19 protein-coding genes are annotated in these 16,579 nt (G+C 68.2%); 9 read left to right on the forward strand and 10 right to left on the reverse strand.

What is annotated here, in order from left to right; all coding sequences use genetic code 11:
* Positions 1-75: 75 nt before the first annotated feature.
* The 3 genes from AC07OC_RS09600 (at position 76) to gap (ending at position 4,166) form a co-directional block, all read left to right on the forward strand.
* Positions 76-705 carry a response regulator transcription factor gene (locus AC07OC_RS09600; protein ID WP_218341773.1) on the forward strand — a complete coding sequence of 210 codons (630 nt, stop codon included), beginning with the start codon at positions 76-78 and terminating at the stop codon, positions 703-705.
* 282 nt (positions 706-987) lie between these two features.
* The gene (gene tkt, locus AC07OC_RS09605) at positions 988-3,075 is read left to right on the forward strand and encodes a transketolase (RefSeq protein ID WP_218297891.1); all 2,088 of its coding nucleotides are present in this window, start codon (positions 988-990) and stop codon (positions 3,073-3,075) included.
* A gap of 92 nt (positions 3,076-3,167) precedes the next feature.
* Positions 3,168-4,166 carry a type I glyceraldehyde-3-phosphate dehydrogenase gene (gene gap, locus AC07OC_RS09610; RefSeq protein WP_218297892.1) on the forward strand — a complete coding sequence of 333 codons (999 nt, stop codon included), beginning with the start codon at positions 3,168-3,170 and terminating at the stop codon, positions 4,164-4,166.
* Positions 4,167-4,288: 122 nt separating this feature from the next.
* On the opposite strand, the gene AC07OC_RS09615 is transcribed toward gap, so the two are convergent.
* Positions 4,289-5,440 (reverse strand): mechanosensitive ion channel family protein, encoded by a 1,152-nt coding sequence (locus AC07OC_RS09615; RefSeq protein WP_494596788.1) that lies wholly within the window; start codon positions 5,438-5,440, stop codon positions 4,289-4,291.
* On the opposite strand from AC07OC_RS09615, the gene AC07OC_RS09620 reads away from it, so the two are divergent.
* From AC07OC_RS09620 to AC07OC_RS09630, 3 genes are all read left to right on the forward strand, one after another.
* A complete protein-coding gene (locus AC07OC_RS09620; RefSeq protein WP_255591892.1) occupies positions 5,439-5,570 on the forward strand; it encodes a hypothetical protein in 132 nt (43 codons plus the stop codon). The genes AC07OC_RS09615 and AC07OC_RS09620 overlap by 2 nt on opposite strands.
* 321 nt (positions 5,571-5,891) lie before the next feature.
* On the forward strand, positions 5,892-6,269 hold the full coding sequence (locus AC07OC_RS09625; protein ID WP_218341771.1) for a DUF4398 domain-containing protein: 378 nt from the start codon (positions 5,892-5,894) through the stop codon (positions 6,267-6,269).
* Positions 6,270-6,337: 68 nt separating this feature from the next.
* Complete coding sequence (locus AC07OC_RS09630; protein ID WP_494601043.1) at positions 6,338-7,258, forward strand: OmpA family protein; 921 nt, start codon at positions 6,338-6,340, stop codon at positions 7,256-7,258.
* 234 nt (positions 7,259-7,492) lie between these two features.
* On the opposite strand, the gene AC07OC_RS09635 is transcribed toward AC07OC_RS09630, so the two are convergent.
* From AC07OC_RS09635 to AC07OC_RS09650, 4 genes are all read right to left on the reverse strand, one after another.
* A complete protein-coding gene (locus AC07OC_RS09635; RefSeq protein ID WP_370628119.1) occupies positions 7,493-8,194 on the reverse strand; it encodes an immunity protein Imm33 domain-containing protein in 702 nt (233 codons plus the stop codon).
* 151 nt (positions 8,195-8,345) lie between these two features.
* A complete protein-coding gene (locus tag AC07OC_RS09640) occupies positions 8,346-9,365 on the reverse strand; it encodes an aldo/keto reductase (RefSeq protein WP_494601045.1) in 1,020 nt (339 codons plus the stop codon).
* 56 nt (positions 9,366-9,421) lie between these two features.
* Positions 9,422-9,808, reverse strand: a complete 387-nt coding sequence (locus AC07OC_RS09645) for an iron chaperone (protein ID WP_494601047.1) — start codon at positions 9,806-9,808, stop codon at positions 9,422-9,424.
* A gap of 16 nt (positions 9,809-9,824) precedes the next feature.
* Positions 9,825-10,436 (reverse strand): YdeI/OmpD-associated family protein, encoded by a 612-nt coding sequence (locus tag AC07OC_RS09650; RefSeq protein ID WP_494601049.1) that lies wholly within the window; start codon positions 10,434-10,436, stop codon positions 9,825-9,827.
* A 153-nt stretch (positions 10,437-10,589) separates the two neighbouring features.
* Between AC07OC_RS09650 and AC07OC_RS09655 the strand changes: the two genes are divergently transcribed.
* Positions 10,590-11,018, forward strand: a complete 429-nt coding sequence (locus AC07OC_RS09655) for a hypothetical protein (protein ID WP_218297901.1) — start codon at positions 10,590-10,592, stop codon at positions 11,016-11,018.
* A gap of 36 nt (positions 11,019-11,054) precedes the next feature.
* On the opposite strand, the gene AC07OC_RS09660 is transcribed toward AC07OC_RS09655, so the two are convergent.
* Positions 11,055-12,059 carry a GNAT family N-acetyltransferase gene (locus tag AC07OC_RS09660; RefSeq protein ID WP_494601051.1) on the reverse strand — a complete coding sequence of 335 codons (1,005 nt, stop codon included), beginning with the start codon at positions 12,057-12,059 and terminating at the stop codon, positions 11,055-11,057.
* 143 nt (positions 12,060-12,202) lie between these two features.
* Here AC07OC_RS09660 and AC07OC_RS09665 point away from each other — a divergent pair, with 143 nt between their 5' ends.
* Together AC07OC_RS09665 and map are read left to right on the forward strand one after the other, a co-directional pair.
* The gene (locus AC07OC_RS09665) at positions 12,203-12,457 is read left to right on the forward strand and encodes a ParD-like family protein (RefSeq protein ID WP_218382245.1); all 255 of its coding nucleotides are present in this window, start codon (positions 12,203-12,205) and stop codon (positions 12,455-12,457) included.
* On the forward strand, positions 12,457-13,248 hold the full coding sequence (gene map, locus AC07OC_RS09670; protein ID WP_494601054.1) for a type I methionyl aminopeptidase: 792 nt from the start codon (positions 12,457-12,459) through the stop codon (positions 13,246-13,248). The genes AC07OC_RS09665 and map overlap by 1 nt, the downstream gene beginning before the upstream one ends.
* Before the next feature lie 129 nt (positions 13,249-13,377).
* Here the strand turns inward: map and AC07OC_RS09675 are convergent, their stop codons facing one another.
* Genes AC07OC_RS09675 through AC07OC_RS09690 form a run of 4 tightly spaced genes read right to left on the reverse strand, consistent with a single transcriptional unit; the run spans position 13,378 to position 16,576 of the window.
* Positions 13,378-14,337, reverse strand: coding sequence for a Gfo/Idh/MocA family oxidoreductase (locus AC07OC_RS09675; RefSeq protein WP_494601056.1), 960 nt, complete (start codon positions 14,335-14,337; stop codon positions 13,378-13,380).
* 1 nt (position 14,338) lies between these two features.
* Positions 14,339-15,205, reverse strand: coding sequence for a class III extradiol dioxygenase subunit beta (locus AC07OC_RS09680; protein WP_369643659.1), 867 nt, complete (start codon positions 15,203-15,205; stop codon positions 14,339-14,341).
* A gap of 2 nt (positions 15,206-15,207) precedes the next feature.
* Positions 15,208-15,648, reverse strand: a complete 441-nt coding sequence (gene ligA, locus AC07OC_RS09685; protein ID WP_218297906.1) for a protocatechuate 4,5-dioxygenase subunit alpha — start codon at positions 15,646-15,648, stop codon at positions 15,208-15,210.
* 4 nt (positions 15,649-15,652) lie between these two features.
* A complete protein-coding gene (locus tag AC07OC_RS09690; RefSeq protein WP_218297907.1) occupies positions 15,653-16,576 on the reverse strand; it encodes an amidohydrolase family protein in 924 nt (307 codons plus the stop codon).
* Between the last annotated feature and the right edge of the window lie 3 nt (positions 16,577-16,579).

Below are 16,579 nucleotides of genomic sequence, written 5' to 3' on the forward strand. Positions count from 1 at the left end.
ATTACCGGATCACGCCTGCGCGCGATCGTGGGCCGCCGTTTCGCGGGCACCGACACCCCCCATAGTGTCGCCACCATGAAGATCATCCTTGCCGACGACCACACGCTGTTCCGCGAAGGACTGCAGCACCTGCTGTCGGCACTGGACCCTCAGGCCCAGGTGCTGGAGGCGAACGACTACGCCAGCGCGGCGTCGCTGGTGGTGGAGCATCCCGATGCCGCCCTCGCCCTGGTGGACCTGGACATGCCGGGCCGCGACGCCAGCGCGCCGGGTGGCGGCGGCCTGGAACGCCTGCTGGCGCTGGCGCCCGGCGTGCCGGTGGTGGTGCTCTCCGCCCGCGAAGACCCCGCCGTGGTCCGCGACGTGCTGGACGCGGGCGCCATGGGGTTCATCTCCAAGCGCGAACGCGCCGCCGTGATGCTCAACGCCCTGCATCTGGTGCTGGCCGGCGGCATCTACCTGCCGCCCATGCTCCTGAGCACGGCGGCCCGAGCGTCCGCCTGCGCCGCCCTGACCCCCCGGCAGGTCGAGGTGTTGCACGGCCTGGCGAACGGGCATGCCAACAAGGTGATCGCGCGCCAGCTCGGCATGAGCGAGGCGACCGTGAAGGCGCACACGGGTGCCATCTTCCGCAGCCTGGAGGTCAGCAACCGCGTGCAGGCCGTGCGCATGGCCCGGCGGCTGGGCCTGCTGGCGCCCGACTGAGCCCAAGACAGATCCTGATTTGATAGCTTCCAGCGCTTTATAGACAAGCGCTGGCGCCCTATTTGATTCAAAATTGAAGGTCTGGAAGGCCGCGGTGCGGCGGCCGATCACGGAGCGCAGATGTGCCGCGGGCTGCGCGCGGGCCGTGCGCCTTCCGCCGGGGCAAAAGCCGCCAGCGCGGGGGACCGCGCTCCGGGCTCCAGGCCGCCGGTGGAGGGGCGGGGGCGCCGCCCCGGTAAAATGCCGGGTTTCCCCTGAACCTCCCACCCTGAACCCTCCCCCATGGCCAACACCCAGCAATCCCAACAGATGGCAAATGCGATCCGCGCATTGGCCATGGACGCCGTTCAACAAGCCAACTCCGGCCACCCCGGCGCCCCGATGGGCATGGCCGACATGGCCGTGGCGCTGTGGAGCCGCCACCTCAAGCACAACCCCACGAATCCCCAGTGGTTCGACCGCGACCGCTTCGTGCTCTCCAACGGCCACGGCTCGATGCTGCTGTACGCGCTGCTGCACCTCACCGGCTACGACCTGCCCATTGGCGAACTCAAGAACTTCCGCCAGCTGCACAGCAAGACGCCAGGACACCCCGAAGTGGGCTACACCGCTGGCGTGGAAACCACCACCGGCCCGCTGGGCCAGGGCATCACCAATGCCGTGGGCTTCGCGCTGGCCGAAAAGCTGCTGGCCTCCGAGTTCAACCGCGAAGGCCACGCGGTGGTGGACCACAACACCTACGTGTTCCTGGGCGACGGCTGCCTGATGGAAGGCATCAGCCACGAGGCCGTGTCGCTGGCTGGCGCCTGGAAGCTCAACAAGCTGATCGCGCTGTATGACGACAACGGCATCAGCATCGACGGCCAGGTCGCCCCCTGGTTCGCCGACAACACCCCCCTGCGCTTCGTGGCCAGCGGCTGGAACGTGATCGGCCCCATCGACGGCCACGACGCCGACAAGGTGGCCGCCGCCATCGTGGAAGCCAAGAAGCAGACCGAGCGCCCCACCCTCATCGTGTGCAAGACGCACATCGGCAAGGGCAGCCCGAACCGCGCCAACACCGCCAAGGCCCACGGCGAGCCGCTGGGCGCGGAAGAAATCAAGCTCACGCGCGAAGCCCTGGGCTGGACCAGCGAGCCCTTCGTGGTCCCGGACGACGTGTACGCCGGCTGGGATGCCAAGGCCAACGGCCAGGCTGCAGAGGCCGCGTGGAACGAGCGCTTTGCCGCCTACAGCGCCGCCTTCCCCGAGCTGGCCGCCGAACTCACGCGCCGCATGGAGGGCAACCTGCCCGCCAACTTCGCGCAAGTGGCCGTGGACGCCGTGGTGGCGGCCCACACCAAGGGCGAGACCGTGGCCAGCCGCAAGGCCAGCCAGCTGGCGCTGGAAGCCTTCACCGCCGCGCTGCCCGAACTGCTGGGTGGCAGCGCCGACCTGACGGGCTCCAACCTCACCAACACCAAGAGCACCCCCAACCTGCGTTTTGACATGCAGGGCCACGTGGTACAGACCACGCTGGAAAACGGCCAGAAGATCGGCGGGCGCCACATCAACTACGGCGTGCGCGAGTTCGGCATGGCCGCGATCATGAACGGCATCGCGCTGCACGGCGGCTTCATCCCGTACGGCGGCACCTTCCTCACGTTCAGCGACTACAGCCGCAACGCCATCCGCATGGCCGCGCTGATGAAGCAGCGCGTGATCCACGTGTTCACGCACGACTCCATCGGCCTGGGCGAAGACGGCCCCACCCACCAGTCCATCGAGCACGCCGCCAGCCTGCGTTTGATCCCCAACCTGGATGTGTGGCGCCCCGGTGACACGGCCGAAACCGCCGTGGCCTGGAGCGTGGCCCTGTCCAACCGCAACAAGCCCACCGCCCTGCTGCTGTCGCGCCAGAACCTGCCCTACGCGCCCAAGCGCGACCTGGGCGACATCTCGCGCGGCGCCTACGTGCTCTCCGAACCCGCGGATGTCGGCATCAAGAAGAAGGCAGTGGCCGTGATCATCGCCACCGGCTCCGAAGTGCAGCTGGCGCTCAAGGCCCAGCGCCTGCTGGCCGACAAGAAGATCGCCGTGCGCGTGGTCTCCATGCCCAGCACGACCACGTTCGACCGCGAAGACGCCAAGTACAAGGGCAGCGTGCTGCCCGCCGGCGTGCCCCGCGTGGCCGTGGAGATGGGCGTGACCGACGGCTGGTGGAAGTACGGCTGCGCCGCCGTGGTGGGCATCGACACCTACGGCGAATCGGCCCCGGCGCCCGTGCTGTTCAAGCACTTCGGCTTCACCGAAGAGAACGTGGCCGACGCGGTGCTGGTCGCCATCGGCGCCGCACGGCTCAAGCCCGCCAAGAAGGTCAAGGCCCGCTGAGACGCCTCCCCGCCCGCTGCGTGCCCACTGCTGCAGCGGGCGCGCCCCGGCAGATTCCTGATTTCGACTTTGCAACCTTGGAGAGACACCCTATGACGATCAAGATTGGTATCAACGGCTTTGGCCGCATCGGCCGCAACGTGCTGCGCTCGGCCATCCAGAACTTCAGCGACATCGAAGTCGTGGGCATCAACGACCTGCTGGAGCCGGAGTACCTCGCGTACATGCTGCAGTACGACTCGGTGCACGGTCGCTTCAAGGGCGAAGTCTCGGTGGACGGCAACACCCTGGTCGTCAATGGCAAGAAGATCCGCCTGACGCAAGAGCGCGACCCCGCCAACCTCAAGTGGAACGAAGTCGGCGCCGACGTGGTGATCGAATCCACCGGCCTGTTCCTGGACAAGGTCACCGCGCAAAAGCACATCGATGCGGGCGCCAGGAAGGTCATCCTGTCGGCCCCCTCCAAGGACGACACGCCCATGTTCGTGTTCGGCGTGAACCACGACACCTACGCCGGCCAGGCCATCGTGTCCAACGCCTCGTGCACCACCAACTGCCTGGCCCCCGTGGCCAAGGTGCTCAACGACAAGTGGGGCATCAAGCGCGGCCTGATGACCACGGTGCACGCCGCCACCGCCACGCAAAAGACCGTGGACGGCCCGTCCAACAAGGACTGGCGCGGCGGCCGCGGCATCCTGGAAAACATCATCCCCTCGAGCACCGGCGCCGCCAAGGCCGTGGGCGTGGTGATCCCGGCGCTGAACAAGAAGCTGACCGGCATGTCCTTCCGCGTGCCCACCAGCGACGTGTCGGTGGTCGACCTGACGGTGGAGCTGGACAAGGCTGCCACCTATGAGGAAATCAAGGCCGAGATGAAGGCCCAGTCCGAAGGCGCGCTCAAGGGCGTGCTGGGCTACACCGAGGACAAGGTGGTGGCCACCGACTTCCGTGGCGACACCCGCACGTCCATCTTCGACGCCGACGCCGGCATCGCGCTGGACGGCACCTTCGTGAAGGTCGTGAGCTGGTACGACAACGAATGGGGCTACTCGAACAAGTGCCTGGAAATGGTGCGCGTTGTTTCCAAGTAAGCGTTACCCTTGAGAATGAAGAAGCATTAGAAGCAACTACCCTGTTCAAGCCGGCCGCCTGCAAAGGCTGCCGGCTTTTTTTTGCCCCCCGCCCGCCCCGCGGTGCGCGGCAGGCCGCCGCCTCAACGCGCGGCCACGGACGCGGCGGCCGCCGCCGCAGCAGCAGCACCAGCCAGCGGCGCCGGGCCCTGGGACTGCGCAGGCGCGCTGGCGATGTGCACCGTGCTGGTGGGAAAGGCAAACTCCACCCCCATGGCCTTGAACTCGCGCATGAGACCCAGGTTGATGGACTGCTGCAGGTCCATGTAGAGGTTGAACGCCGGGTCCTGGACGATGTAGACCACCTCGTAGTCCAGCGAACTCGCGCCAAACGCCTTGAAGTGCGCGCGGTCGAAGCGCAGCTCCGGATGGGCGTCGATGAGCTTGCGCACCACGCCCGGGATCGCCTCGGCCTGCTCGGGCGTGGTGTTGTACGACACACCGAAGCCGAACACGATGCGCCGCTTCTCCAGCATGCGGTAGTTGCTGATGGTCTGCTTGAGCAGGTCGGTGTTGGACATCACGATCTGCTCGCCCTGCAGGCTGCGGATGCGCGTGGTCTTCAGCCCGATCACCTGCACCGTGCCCGAGACGCTGCCGACCACGATGAAATCGCCCACCTCGAAGGGCTTGTCCACCGCGATCGCGAGCGAGGCGAACAGGTCGCCCAGGATGTTCTGCACCGCCAGCGCCACGGCGATGCCCCCCACCCCCAGGCTGGCGATGAAGGCCGTGATGTTAACGCCCACGTTGGACAGGATGGCCAGCAGCACCACGCTCCACAGCAGCGTGCGCAGCCCCCAGGACAACAGCGTGGCGGAGGCGCTGACCTGGGTCATGCCCGTGGACGAATGGCGTTCCACATACCGCCGCACGCCCATGCCGATGGCCCGCATGCCCCACAGGCCCATCTGCAGCGCAAGGGCGACAAACCACAGTTGGCTGAGCCGGCTTTCCCAGCGGCCCGGCAGCTCCAGCAGGCTCGCGCCCACCAGCAGGGCCACGACCACCATGAGCAGGCGGCTCGTGCCCTCCAGCACCTCCACCACGGTGTGCGCCGCCGCGCTGCCGGACTGCGTGGCCCACACCCTGGCACGGCCCGTGAGCAGATGCAGCACCAGCAGGATGCCCACATAGGTCGTGGCGGCGGCGGCCAGCGCCACCATCAGGCTCCACAGCGGAACGCCCACGAAGGTCGTCTCGCGGATCCAGGTTGAGAAGGTCGATGGCGGCATGGTTGTTTCTCCTTGGTGGGGCGGCGCGCGCAGCACGCGCGCCGGGCTGCGGCGCGTGGCCCGCTTGCAGGCCTGCGTGGGCGCGGGTGCGGCCGCCGATGGCCGATGGCAGTGGCGCGCGGTGGACTGATTGATCGACAGCCAGCGCCGCGCAGAGTTCCCGCACCCTTGCACGGCACGGCCGCCAGCACCTGAGTGAGGGACGGGTGAAGCGGTGGACGACGCCCGGCACAGGCCCGGCCACGCCCCACGCAAATTGCAAGCGTTCGTAAGACATGGCCCACAGGAATACAGAGGCAGTGCCTACGCGGGCGGCGGGCCGCGCGGCGAACAATGCATTCATCAAAAAGCTGGCATGCATTGCCTGGCGCCGCGCCCCCTGCCCAGTGAGGCGCGCAACGCGCCGGGGCATGCCCACCAACAATCCACCCGCTCAGGAGGTCTCCACACCATGCACCCATCCACCCCCCTCCGTCTCACGGCCGCAGCCCTCGCGCTGGGCGCCCTGGCAGCATGCTCGTCCACGCCCCCGCCCACCGAACAGATGGCCGTCACCCGCACCACGGTGAACCGCGTGGCGGCGGCGCCGGCGACGGCCACCAGCGCCCCCGTGGACCTGCAGCGTGCGCAGGAAAAACTCATCCTCGCCGAGAAGGCCATGGCCCAGCAGGACTACAAGAACGCCCGGCGCCTGGCGGCCGAGGCCGAGGTCGACGCCCGCGTGGCCGAGACCCGTGCCGACGCGGCACGCAATGCGACCAACCTTGCCCAGGTCCAGGACAGCATCCGCGCGCTGCAGGAAGAAATCAACCGCCGGTCCCCCCGCTGAGGGCCGAACGCTCCTGACCACGCCGCCCGCACCGCGGGCCGCTCCTGACCTTTGAAGGACACCACACCATGCACCGATTGATCCAACGTACCACCGCCCTGTGCACCAGCCTCGTCGCCGTGGGGCTGCTCGCGGCCTGTGCCAGCACCGCGCCGTTCCCGGCCCTGGAGCAGGCCCGCTCCGCCGTGAGCGCCGTCGCCGGCGACCCCATCGTGAACCAGTACGCCCCCGTGGAACTGAAGGAAGCGACCGACGCTCTGGCCCGCGCCGACCGCGAATGGGCCGACGACCACGACGAATCGGAAACCAACCACCTGGCCTACATCGCACGCCAGCGCGCCGAGATCGCCACGAACGCGGCACGCTCGCGCCAGCTGGACGCCAGCATCCAGCAAGCCAGCGGCGACGCCGACCGCATCCGCCTGCAGGCGCGCACCCAGGAGGCCGACCAGGCCCGCCTGCGCGCCCAGCAGGCCCAGGCCCAGGCCCTGAACGCCGAGCAGCGCGCCGCCCAGCAGCAGGCCAATGCCAGCGTCGCGATGGCCCAGGCCAGCGCCGCACAGGACCGCGTGCGCGCACTGGAAGCCCAGCTGCGCGACATGGAAGCCCAGCAGACCGAGCGCGGGCTGCTCGTGACGCTGGGCGACGTGCTGTTTGCCTTCAACAAGGCGGAGCTGTCGGCCCAGGCCGGCCCCCGCCTGGACAAGCTGGCCAGCTTCCTCAAGCAGTTCCCGGACCGCAAGCTGCTCATCGAGGGCTACACCGACAGCGTGGGCTCCGACGGCTACAACCAGGACCTGTCGGACCGCCGCGCCCAGTCCGTGCGCGACGCACTGGTGCAGCGCGGCGTGGACAGCAGCCGCATCACCGCGCGCGGCTACGGCAAGGCCCACCCCGTGGCCAACAACGCATCGCCGGAAGGCCGCGCCATGAACCGCCGCGTGGAGATCGTGATCGCCGACGACAAGGGCACCCTGCGCGGCCGTTGAGCCCCTGGGGCGCCCGATCCCTCGGCGGACAGGCCGGGGGACGGCAAGGTCACCAGATCCCGCCAGCGTGCCGAACGAACAAGCCCTGGAGCAGTGATGCTCCAGGGCTTTTTCCTTTCAGAAAGCGCAGCCTTTGAACGTGGGCGCGAGCGGAGGTCTGCGAGGTGTTTGTGACTGCCGAATGCCGCAGCCCGCCTGGTGAGATGGGCGAGAGCCCTCGTGCCTGTGCCTGGCTTAGCCTGCCGAGGACCGACCGGCCGAGACGGCGCTCTGCCGCGCCTTGTTCAATTCGCTCAGGTACGAGCCCGGAATCTGCTGCACCTCCTGCACGGGTCCGAGCACGCTGATGCGCGCGCCGTCCACGGCCACCTGCAATCCCGCCGGCACCGCAAGGAACTGGATCAGGTCCGGGCGGTGCACGCCCAGCTGGTACAGGGAGGTCTTCATGAAGCGTGCCGGATCCTCAAGGCGTGCCTCGTCGTCCAGGTCCGAGAGCCACCAGCCGGAATCCGCCGCGTTGACGGGGTCGTTTCGGGTCAGCAGGATTCGACGGGCTTCCTGGTAGTTCACGTGCACGACGGCGCTTTGGCGAAGCGACGGAAAGTCCGGCGCGATGGACGGGGAGAGGCTCTCCACAACGTCTTTCTGGTTGCGCAGCTGCATGAGCGTGTTGTCGACCGAATCGACGAACCTCACGGGCACCACCTGCATGTCGGGCTCCAGCACCCGCAGGAATCCTGCGGGCCCCTCTTCCAGCATCGTGAACATCCAGCCGACCTGCAGGCTCTCGCCACCGCGGAACTTCTCGCCCCGGGCGACCCGTTGCTCGAAGAACTGCAGCAGGAAGGAGATGTCCTCCACCGGCACCGCGCTGTTCGACACCCGGATCTGGAACTCGGGGTGGCCGTACAGCTTGCACCGGGAAGTGGCGTGCACGGATGGCGTGTCCGGCCGCGCCGGTGCAGGCTTGCGGCCGAATGTCGAGAGGATGGAGCGCAGAGACATTTTTTCAGGTGCGGCTGGGCGGCCCAGAGCGGCCGGGCGTCGTCCGTGGCGCCCGCCAGGCAGTCCGGGGCCGCAGGACGACTTACACCGCGTGGCTTTCGAACGTCTCGGTGTCCACCTCGCTCGCGCTCTGCGCGCTGTAGCGCGGGCCCACCACGGTGCGCTCGTTGATCAGTGCATCCAGCCGCGCGAGCACCGTGGCATCGAGCCGCACACCGGCCGCGCCCACATCGTCCCGCAGGTGCTCCACGCTGGTCGTCCCGGGGATGGGAATGATGTGCCCGCCCTGGTGCAGCAGCCAGGCCAGCGCCAGCTGCGCCGGCGTGCAGCCCACTTCGCGCGCGATGGCCTGGTAGCCGTCCAGCAGCTGCAGGTTGGCGGCGTAGGCATCGGGGGCGAAGCGGGGCATGGCGCGGCGGATGTCCTTGGGGTCGAGGGCGGAGACGTCCCTGAGTTCGCCGCACAGAAAGCCCCGCGCCACGGGGCTGAAGGCCACGAAGGCCGCGCCCAGGTCGCGGCAGGCGTCGAGCACGGCGATCTCGGGGTTGCGTGTCCACAGCGAATACTCGGTCTGCACCGCCGCGACGGGGTGCACCGCGTGCGCGCGGCGCAGGGTGGCGGCCGACACTTCGGACAGGCCGATGCTGCGGATCTTGCCCGCGCGCACCAGGTCGGCCAATGCGCCCACGCTGTCCTCGATGGGCACCTTCTTGTCCCAGCGGTGCAGGTAGTACAGGTCGATCACGTCGGTCTGCAGGCGGTGCAGGCTGTCCTCGCAGGTCTGGCGCAGCGTGGCGGGGCGGCCGTCGATCACGCGCACCAGCTTGCCGTCGCCGTTCACGTCCACGCCCTGCATGCCGCATTTGCTGGCCAGGGTGAAGCGGCTGCGGTGGCTTTTCATCACGCGGCCCACCAGCGTTTCGTTGGCGCCGAAGCCGTACAGCGTGGCGGTGTCGAACAGCGTCACGCCCGCATCGAGCGCGGCCAGCAGCACGCGCTCGCCCTGCTCGGCCGACACGGGCGCGCCGTAGGCGTGCGAAAGGTTCATGCAGCCCAGGCCGATGGCCGAGACGGAGAAAGGTCCAAGGTTTCTTTGTTGCATGGCGCAAGCTTACGGCATGCATGCACCCCGCGCCGCACGGCCGCTACGCGGCGTGCTCACTCCCAGAAGCTGTCCGTGGTGCGCGCGCGCACGCGCTGCACGCTGTACCGCGCGATCTGTTCGATCAGCTCTGCCGGCAGCGGCTGGTCGTAGGGCAGCACGATGGTGCCCTTGGTCGTCCTGACGGCCTGCAGCGCCTGCCCGAAATGCGCGAGCGCCGCAGCGGGCGGCGCAAAGCTCGCATGCGCCTTGTGCGCCGAAAAGGCGTACACGAAGCGCGGCTCGATGAAGAACGGCGTGTTCCACTTGATGGCTTCCTCGGCCTGCGGCGCGGCGCGCTTCAGGATGGCGTACAGCGCATGCAGCAGCGGCTGGCCCGCCTTGGGGGCGGCCGCGATGTAGTCCGCGATGGTGGTGGGTTGGGAGGACGCGGGCGGGGCCATGGTGGGCGAGGTCCTTTCAGGCCGAAGGTGTAGCAGCATCGCCCGCGCGGGGGCGCCGGGTCCACAGGTCGATCCGCTCGCCGGCCACCGAGGCCGCCAGCAGCTGCGCAAACCGCGCCGCGCGGGTTTCAGGCCGCTTGGCCGACGTCACCCAGTGCAGCATGGACTTGCGGTAGCCCGCGGGGGCGGCCTCGAAGAACTGCCATGCCTTCTTGTGGCGTTTGAACTCGCGCAACTGCGCGGCGGGCAGCTCGGCCACTGCGGCCTGTTCGTGCGAGTAGATCGCGGACTTGTCGGCCTTGCGGTGGCTGAAGGCCGCCAGGCCCGCGGGCGTCATGCGGCCGGCGGCCTTCAGCTGCTCCATCTTGGCGATGTTCACCGCGCTCCAGACGGACGATGGCTTGCGCGGCGTGAAGCGGATGGAATAGGTGTGCTCGTCGATGCGCCGGCGCACGCCGTCGATCCAGCCAAAACACAGCGCCTCGTCCACCGACTCGGACCAGGTCATGCACGGGCGGCCCGAGCCGACCTTGTGGAAGCCCACGAGCAGTTCGGGCGCGTGTGCCGCATGGGCTTGCAGCCACTGGCGGAAGGCAGCGGAGGTGGCAAAGAAGGCAGGCGTGGTCATGGGGTGCCATTGTTGCCAACATCCGCGCGCACGGATAGCCGGCCATGGCGCGCCGGCCACGGAGGCCGCGGTGGTTTGCTGCGCCGGGTCGGCGCGATACATTACGCGAAGCCGCGCGCACCGCAGCGGCCCATCCCGCCCAGGAGAAGCGCCATGCCTTCCGCCATCTACGCAGCCTTCTTCTTCACTGTCGCCATGCTCGTCACCACCGCCTACTTCCTGCTGGGCGGCCTGCCGCTGCTGATCCTCCAGCACGACGAGCCGCTCGACGCCCGGTTCGTGCGCGGTTTCTTCAATGTCTACTACAAGGCTGCATTTTGGGTGGCCCTGTGCGCGTCGGCCAGCTACGCGCTGTGGGGACAGTGGGCCTATGCCGCTGGCGCGGCGGCCATGGCAGCGGTTTCCACGGCCTTGCGCAAGCGCCTGGTGCCCGCCATGCAGCAACTGGGCAGCCAGATAGAAGCCAGGAACGGCGGGGCGGTGCAGCGGTTCCGCCGGGTGCATGCCACCGCGCTGCTCGTCAATCTTGCCCAGCTGGTGGTGCTTGTCTGGGGGCTCATCGCGCTGTCCCGGTCCCTGTGACAGCCCGCGCCTGCCGGCCGCGTGGTGCCGGTGGCGTCAGGCCCCGCGGCCGGGGGTGCCCAGCACCAGCGGCTTGCGGAACACGCAGTTGCGCTGTTCCACAACGAAGCCGCAGTCCGTATAGACGCGCAGCGCGCCGCTCGCATTCTCACTGTCCACCCCCAGCCCGGACTCCTGCATGCCTGCATCGGCCTGGGCGCGCAGGCTGCGCGCAATCAGGGCCCGCGCCAGGCCGCGGCGCCGCCAGCGCTCGCCCACGCTGATGAATTCCGTCCATCCGCGCTGGCGGCCATTGCCCGCGTTCCATGTGGTGTCGATGTAGGTGCGCACCTGGCCCGCCACCTCGTTCATCCGCACGTCCCAGGCCACCTGCCACAGGTGCGGCTGGAAGACCGGGCTGGCCAGCCAGCGCTGGTAGTCCGCCTCGTCGGGCGGTGCATAGCCCCAGTGCGCATGGAAAGCACGGGCATGCGCATCCCAGATGGCGCGGTAGTGGCCGGGCTGCACCGCACGCACTTCCAGGCCGGCAGGCAGCGCAAAGTCGGCAATGGCCTGCAGCGTGGGGCGGCCCATGGTGAAGAAATAGCGCTCGGGCCGGTAGCCTGCTTTTTCCAGCAGCGCCGCACGTGCGGTTTCGCCCTCTGTGACGAAGGCGTGGTGCGCATGCGGGCCGGCCTGGCCCAGGGCCGCTGCCATCTCGCGCTGGCGCGCCTCCAGCCACGCGTGCAGCCGTGCGCCGATGCCCTGCCGGCGCCACCGCGGCGCAACGACCGCAAACTGCCCGTGGAGCTGCAGCCCATCGGCCTGTGCCCAATGCCAGGCACGCACATAGCCAGCGATCTCATCGCCCGCCTGCGCGATCCACACGTCCTGCTGCGGCACGCACTGGGTGAACGCGGCGTAGTCCCGCGCCACGTCCTCCACGGTGCGAAAGAACCGGGTCTGGTCGGCGGCAAAGCTGGCGTTCGCACAGGCGACCATGGCCGGAAAATCCGAGGCCCCGGCAAAAGCGCGGAATGTCACGTGCTGCGGTGGTTGCATCGGGATGGGCTCCTGGGGCGGTGTGTCCGGGGTGTGAGGGCATGGCAAGCCTGGCATTGTGGCCAGCGCACCCTGTGCGCCACCTTAAGACGCCGCCACACGTTTTATATATAATTCATATACGTTTTGTATAGAGATCATCCATGGGTATCGTCAAGATTTCAGACCAGATGCACGAAAATCTGCGTGTCGCAGGCACCGCGCTGAGCCGCTCCATCAACGCGCAGGCCGAGCACTGGATGCGGGTGGGCATGCTGACCGAGATGCACCCCGAGCTCGACCACCGCGAGATCTGCCAGCTGCTGGTGCGGGCCGAAATGGCGGGCGGCCTGGACATCGCCATGGCGGTGGACGGCCTGCCGGCCAAACCCCGCGCCGTGGCCAACGGGAAGCACTGATGGCGCGCGGCGTTCCCATCAAGTCGGCGGACGAGCTGGCCCTGTCGCGGCGCGCCGCGCAACTGGCCGCCGAGGTGCTGCACATGATCGAGCCCCACGTGGTGCCCGGCGTGAGCACCGAGGAACTGGACCGCATCTGCCACGACCACATCGTGAACGTGCAGGGCGCGGTGCCGGCCAACGTGGGCTACCTGGGGTACCCCAAGACCATCCTCACCTCGGTCAACCAGGTGGTCTGCCACGGCATTCCGTCGCACGACAAGATCCTGAAGAAGGGCGACATCGTCAACATCGACGTGGCGGTGATCAAGGACGGCTGGTATGGCGACACCAGCCGCATGTACTTCGTCGGGCCGCCCAGCCTGCTCGCCCGGCGCCTGGTGGAGACGACGTACGAAGCCCTGTGCGCGGGCATCCGGCAGGTGCGTCCCGGCGCCACGCTGGGCGACGTCGGCCACGCGATCCAGACGGTGGCACAGCGCGAGCGCTTCAGCGTGGTGCGCGAGTACTGCGGGCACGGCATCGGGCAGGCCTACCACGACGTGCCCAACGTGCTGCACTACGGCCAGCGCGGCACCGGGCTCACGCTGGAGGCCGGCATGGTCTTCACCATCGAGCCCATGCTCAACGCGGGCGGCCGCGAGACCAGGGAGCTGGCGGACGGATGGACCGTGGTGACCAAGGACCGCTCGCTGTCCGCGCAGTGGGAGCACATGGTGGCGGTGACGCCCGACGGGTACGAGGTGCTCACGGCCTGGCCGGGCGGCACGGGCAGCTACGCGCCGATCTGACCGCCGGCTTCAGCCAGGGGCACTGCGTGTGCAGGACGCCCGGGCAAGAAAAAAGCAGCTATCGATTCGATAGCTGCCCGCGCGCTCCTGATGAGCGCAGGGGGCCTATCCAGCCCCATAAACCCAACTTCAGCCCGCGTTGAGCTGCTGCTCCAGGTCGTGCAGCACCTCGTAGCAGGCGAGCACGCGGCCCACGCTGGAGTTGGGCTCGCGGCCTTCGCGGATGGCGGCGAAGAACTCGCGGTCCTGCAGCTCGATGCCGTTCATCGACACGTCGACATGGCTCACGTCGATCTTCTCGTCCTTGCCGTTGTACAGGTCGTCGTAGCGCGCCAGGTACGTTGCCGTGTCGCCGATGTAGCGGAAGTACGTGCCCAGCGGGCCGTCGTTGTTGAACGAGAGCGACAGCGTGCAGATGGCGCCGTTCTCGGCCTTGAGCTGGATGCTCATGTCCATCGCAATGCCCAGCACCGGGTGGATCGGGCCCTGGATGGCGTTGGCCTTCACGATGGGGCTGCCCGCCTGGTACGCGAACAGGTCCACGGTGTGGGCGGCGTGGTGCCACAGCAGGTGGTCCGTCCAGCTGCGCGCCTGGCCCAGCGCGTTGGTGTTGGTGCGGCGAAAGAAGTAGGTCTGCACATCCATCTGCTGGATGTTGAACTCGCCGGCCTGGATCTTCCGGTGCACGTACTGGTGGCTGGGGTTGAAGCGGCGCGTGTGGCCGCACATGGCCACCAGGCCCTTTTCCTTTTGCGCGGCGACGACCTGCTGCGCCCCCTTCAGGCTGTCGGCCAGCGGGATCTCCACCTGCACGTGCTTGCCGGCCTTCAGGCATGCGATGCTCTGCTCGGCGTGCATCTGCGTGGGCGTGCACAGGATCACCGCGTCCACCTCGGGCAGGGCCAGGCTGTCGGCCAGGTCGGTGGTGACATGGCCGATGCCGTACTTGGCGGCGACTTCCTTCGTCTTGTCGAGGTCGCGGCTGATCAGCGAAACGACTTCCACGCCGTCGATGTTCTGAATGCCGTCCAGGTGCTTGATGCCGAAGGCACCCGCGCCCGCAAGCGCTACTTTGATGGTCTTGGTCATGTCAGGTGTTCTCCAGGATCAGGTGGCCCACGGCCGTGTTGGATGCGGGCACATGGTAGAAGCGGTGCACCAGCTTCGGGGGCTTGCCGCCGGCCACGTCGGCCATGGCGCCGCGCGCGATGAGCCACATCACGAGTTCGATGCCCTCGCTGCCCGCCTCGCGCACGTAGTCGATGTGCGGGATGCTGGCGGCGGCCTCGGGGTCGCTGATGAGCTTGTCGAGGAAGGCGTTGTCGAAGTCCTTGTTGATCAGGCCCGCGCGCGGACCCTGCAGCTGGTGGCTCATGCCGCCCGTGCCCCAGATGTGCACGTTGAGGTCTTCGTCGTAGCTCTCCACGGCCTTGCGGATCGCCTGGCCCAGGTTGTAGCAGCGCCGCCCGCTGGGCACGGGGTACTGCACCACGTTGACCGCGAACGGGATCACCGGGCAGGGCCAGGCTCCTTCCACCGGATCCTGCGGGCCGCACATGAGCGACAGCGGCACCGTGAGGCCGTGGTCCACGTCCATGCGGTTGACGATGGTGAGGTCGAAATCCTGCTGGATGACCGACTGCGCGATGTGCGAGGCCAGGTCCGGGTGGCCGATGACCTTGGGCACGGGGCGCGGGCCCCAGCCCTCGTCGGCGGGCTGGTACTCGGCGGCGGTGCCGATGGCGAAGGTGGGGATCATCTCCAGGCTGAAGGCCGTGGCATGGTCGTTGTAGACGAGGAAGATGACGTCGGGCTTGTTGTCCTTCATCCACTGCTTGGAGAAGTCATAGCCCGCGAACAGCGGCTTCCAGTAGTCCTCTTGCGTCTTGCCCAGATCGAGCGCGGCGCCGATGGCGGGCACGTGCGAGGTGAAGACGGAGGCGGTGATACGCGCCATGTTCAGTTTCCTTTCTTTCCCGCAGCACCCTGCGGCTGGCGGTGCGCCTGGGCATCGCCGTCTTCGCCGATGACGCGGTTGCCCTGCGCCGACCGGCCGCCACCGACCATCATGGCGCGGTACTCGTCCTCGGTCATTCCGGTCATGGAACCGGCCATCTGCTGGAAGCTCTTGCCATCGGTGGCACCGATCTTGGCCAGGAAGTAGATGTTGCCGCCCAGGCGGATGCACCAGTTGAGGTCGCGCGCGAGCACGGCCTGCTTCTGTTCCTCGGTCATCGCCCACTCGTCGAGGTAGGCGCGCTCGTCGGCCTTGAAGCGGGCGCGGTTGTCGGCCTTCATGAGGCTCATGCAGAACTGGTTGAGCCAGTAGCCCTTGCGGCTTTGCTCTGCATCGAAGATGGTCGTGCCGGGCACGTCCAGGTAGGGTTTGTCGAGGGACATGGCGTCAGCCCTTTTCTTCTTCCGGCCAGTACAGCCGCATGGGATTGTCCACCAGCAGTTTTTGCTGCAGCCCGGCCGTGGTGGCGATGTGCGGGATGAAGTCCACCAGCAGGCCGTCGTCGGGCATGTGGTCCTTGAGGTTGGGGTGCGGCCAGTCGGTGCCCCAGAGCACGCGGTCCGGGAACTCCTCGACCACGCGGCGCGCGAATGGCACCACGTCGCGGTAGGCGGCCTGCTCGCCATCGAGCGCCTTGGGCCCGGCCACGCTCAGGCGCTCGGGGCAGCTGACCTTGCTCCACACATTGGGGTGCTGGCGCATGAATTTCAGGAACAGCTCGAACTCGGGCCCGTCCACGGGCTTGGTCACGTCAGGGCGGCCCATGTGGTCCACCACCACCGTGGTGGGCAGTGCGGTGAAGAAATCCCACAGCTCGGGCAGGTCCACCGCCTCGAAGTAGATCACCACGTGCCAGCCGAGCTTGGCGATGCGCGCCGCGATCTCCATGAGCTCGTCCTTGGGCGTGAAGTCCACCAGGCGCTTGACGAAATTGAAGCGCACGCCGCGCACGCCGGCGTCGTGCATGGCCTGCAGCTCCTCGTCGCTCACCGAGCGGCGCACCGTGGCCACGCCACGCGCCTTGCCGCCCGAGTGCACGAGCGCATCGACCATGGCGCGGTTGTCCGCGCCATGGCAGGTGGCCTGCACCACCACGTTGCGCGCGAAGCCCAGATGGTCGCGCAGCGCATAGAGCTGCTGCTTGCTGGCGTCGCAGGGCGTGTACTTGCGCTCGGGCGCGTAGGGAAATTCGGCGCCGGGGCCGAACACGTGGCAGTGCGCGTCCACGGCGCCCGCGGGCACCTGGAAGCGCGGCTTGCTCGGGCCGGCGTACCAGTCGAGCCAGCCAGGGGTCTTGGTGAATTCACTCATGTG

Source organism: Acidovorax sp. GW821-FHT10E04 (assembly GCF_059415185.1).

Coding starts and splice junctions, on each gene's coding strand:
- AC07OC_RS09600 (WP_218341773.1), top strand. CDS start 76: ATGAAGATCATCCTTGCCGACGACCACACGCTGTTCCGCGAAGGACTG.
- tkt (WP_218297891.1), top strand. CDS start 988: ATGGCCAACACCCAGCAATCCCAACAGATGGCAAATGCGATCCGCGCA.
- gap (WP_218297892.1), top strand. CDS start 3,168: ATGACGATCAAGATTGGTATCAACGGCTTTGGCCGCATCGGCCGCAAC.
- AC07OC_RS09620 (WP_255591892.1), top strand. CDS start 5,439: ATGGTTGTTTCTCCTTGGTGGGGCGGCGCGCGCAGCACGCGCGCCGGG.
- AC07OC_RS09615 (WP_494596788.1), bottom strand. CDS start 5,440: ATGCCGCCATCGACCTTCTCAACCTGGATCCGCGAGACGACCTTCGTG.
- AC07OC_RS09625 (WP_218341771.1), top strand. CDS start 5,892: ATGCACCCATCCACCCCCCTCCGTCTCACGGCCGCAGCCCTCGCGCTG.
- AC07OC_RS09630 (WP_494601043.1), top strand. CDS start 6,338: ATGCACCGATTGATCCAACGTACCACCGCCCTGTGCACCAGCCTCGTC.
- AC07OC_RS09640 (WP_494601045.1), bottom strand. CDS start 9,365: ATGCAACAAAGAAACCTTGGACCTTTCTCCGTCTCGGCCATCGGCCTG.
- AC07OC_RS09645 (WP_494601047.1), bottom strand. CDS start 9,808: ATGGCCCCGCCCGCGTCCTCCCAACCCACCACCATCGCGGACTACATC.
- AC07OC_RS09650 (WP_494601049.1), bottom strand. CDS start 10,436: ATGACCACGCCTGCCTTCTTTGCCACCTCCGCTGCCTTCCGCCAGTGG.
- AC07OC_RS09655 (WP_218297901.1), top strand. CDS start 10,590: ATGCCTTCCGCCATCTACGCAGCCTTCTTCTTCACTGTCGCCATGCTC.
- AC07OC_RS09660 (WP_494601051.1), bottom strand. CDS start 12,059: ATGCAACCACCGCAGCACGTGACATTCCGCGCTTTTGCCGGGGCCTCG.
- AC07OC_RS09665 (WP_218382245.1), top strand. CDS start 12,203: ATGGGTATCGTCAAGATTTCAGACCAGATGCACGAAAATCTGCGTGTC.
- map (WP_494601054.1), top strand. CDS start 12,457: ATGGCGCGCGGCGTTCCCATCAAGTCGGCGGACGAGCTGGCCCTGTCG.
- AC07OC_RS09675 (WP_494601056.1), bottom strand. CDS start 14,337: ATGACCAAGACCATCAAAGTAGCGCTTGCGGGCGCGGGTGCCTTCGGC.
- AC07OC_RS09680 (WP_369643659.1), bottom strand. CDS start 15,205: ATGGCGCGTATCACCGCCTCCGTCTTCACCTCGCACGTGCCCGCCATC.
- ligA (WP_218297906.1), bottom strand. CDS start 15,648: ATGTCCCTCGACAAACCCTACCTGGACGTGCCCGGCACGACCATCTTC.
- AC07OC_RS09690 (WP_218297907.1), bottom strand. CDS start 16,576: ATGAGTGAATTCACCAAGACCCCTGGCTGGCTCGACTGGTACGCCGGC.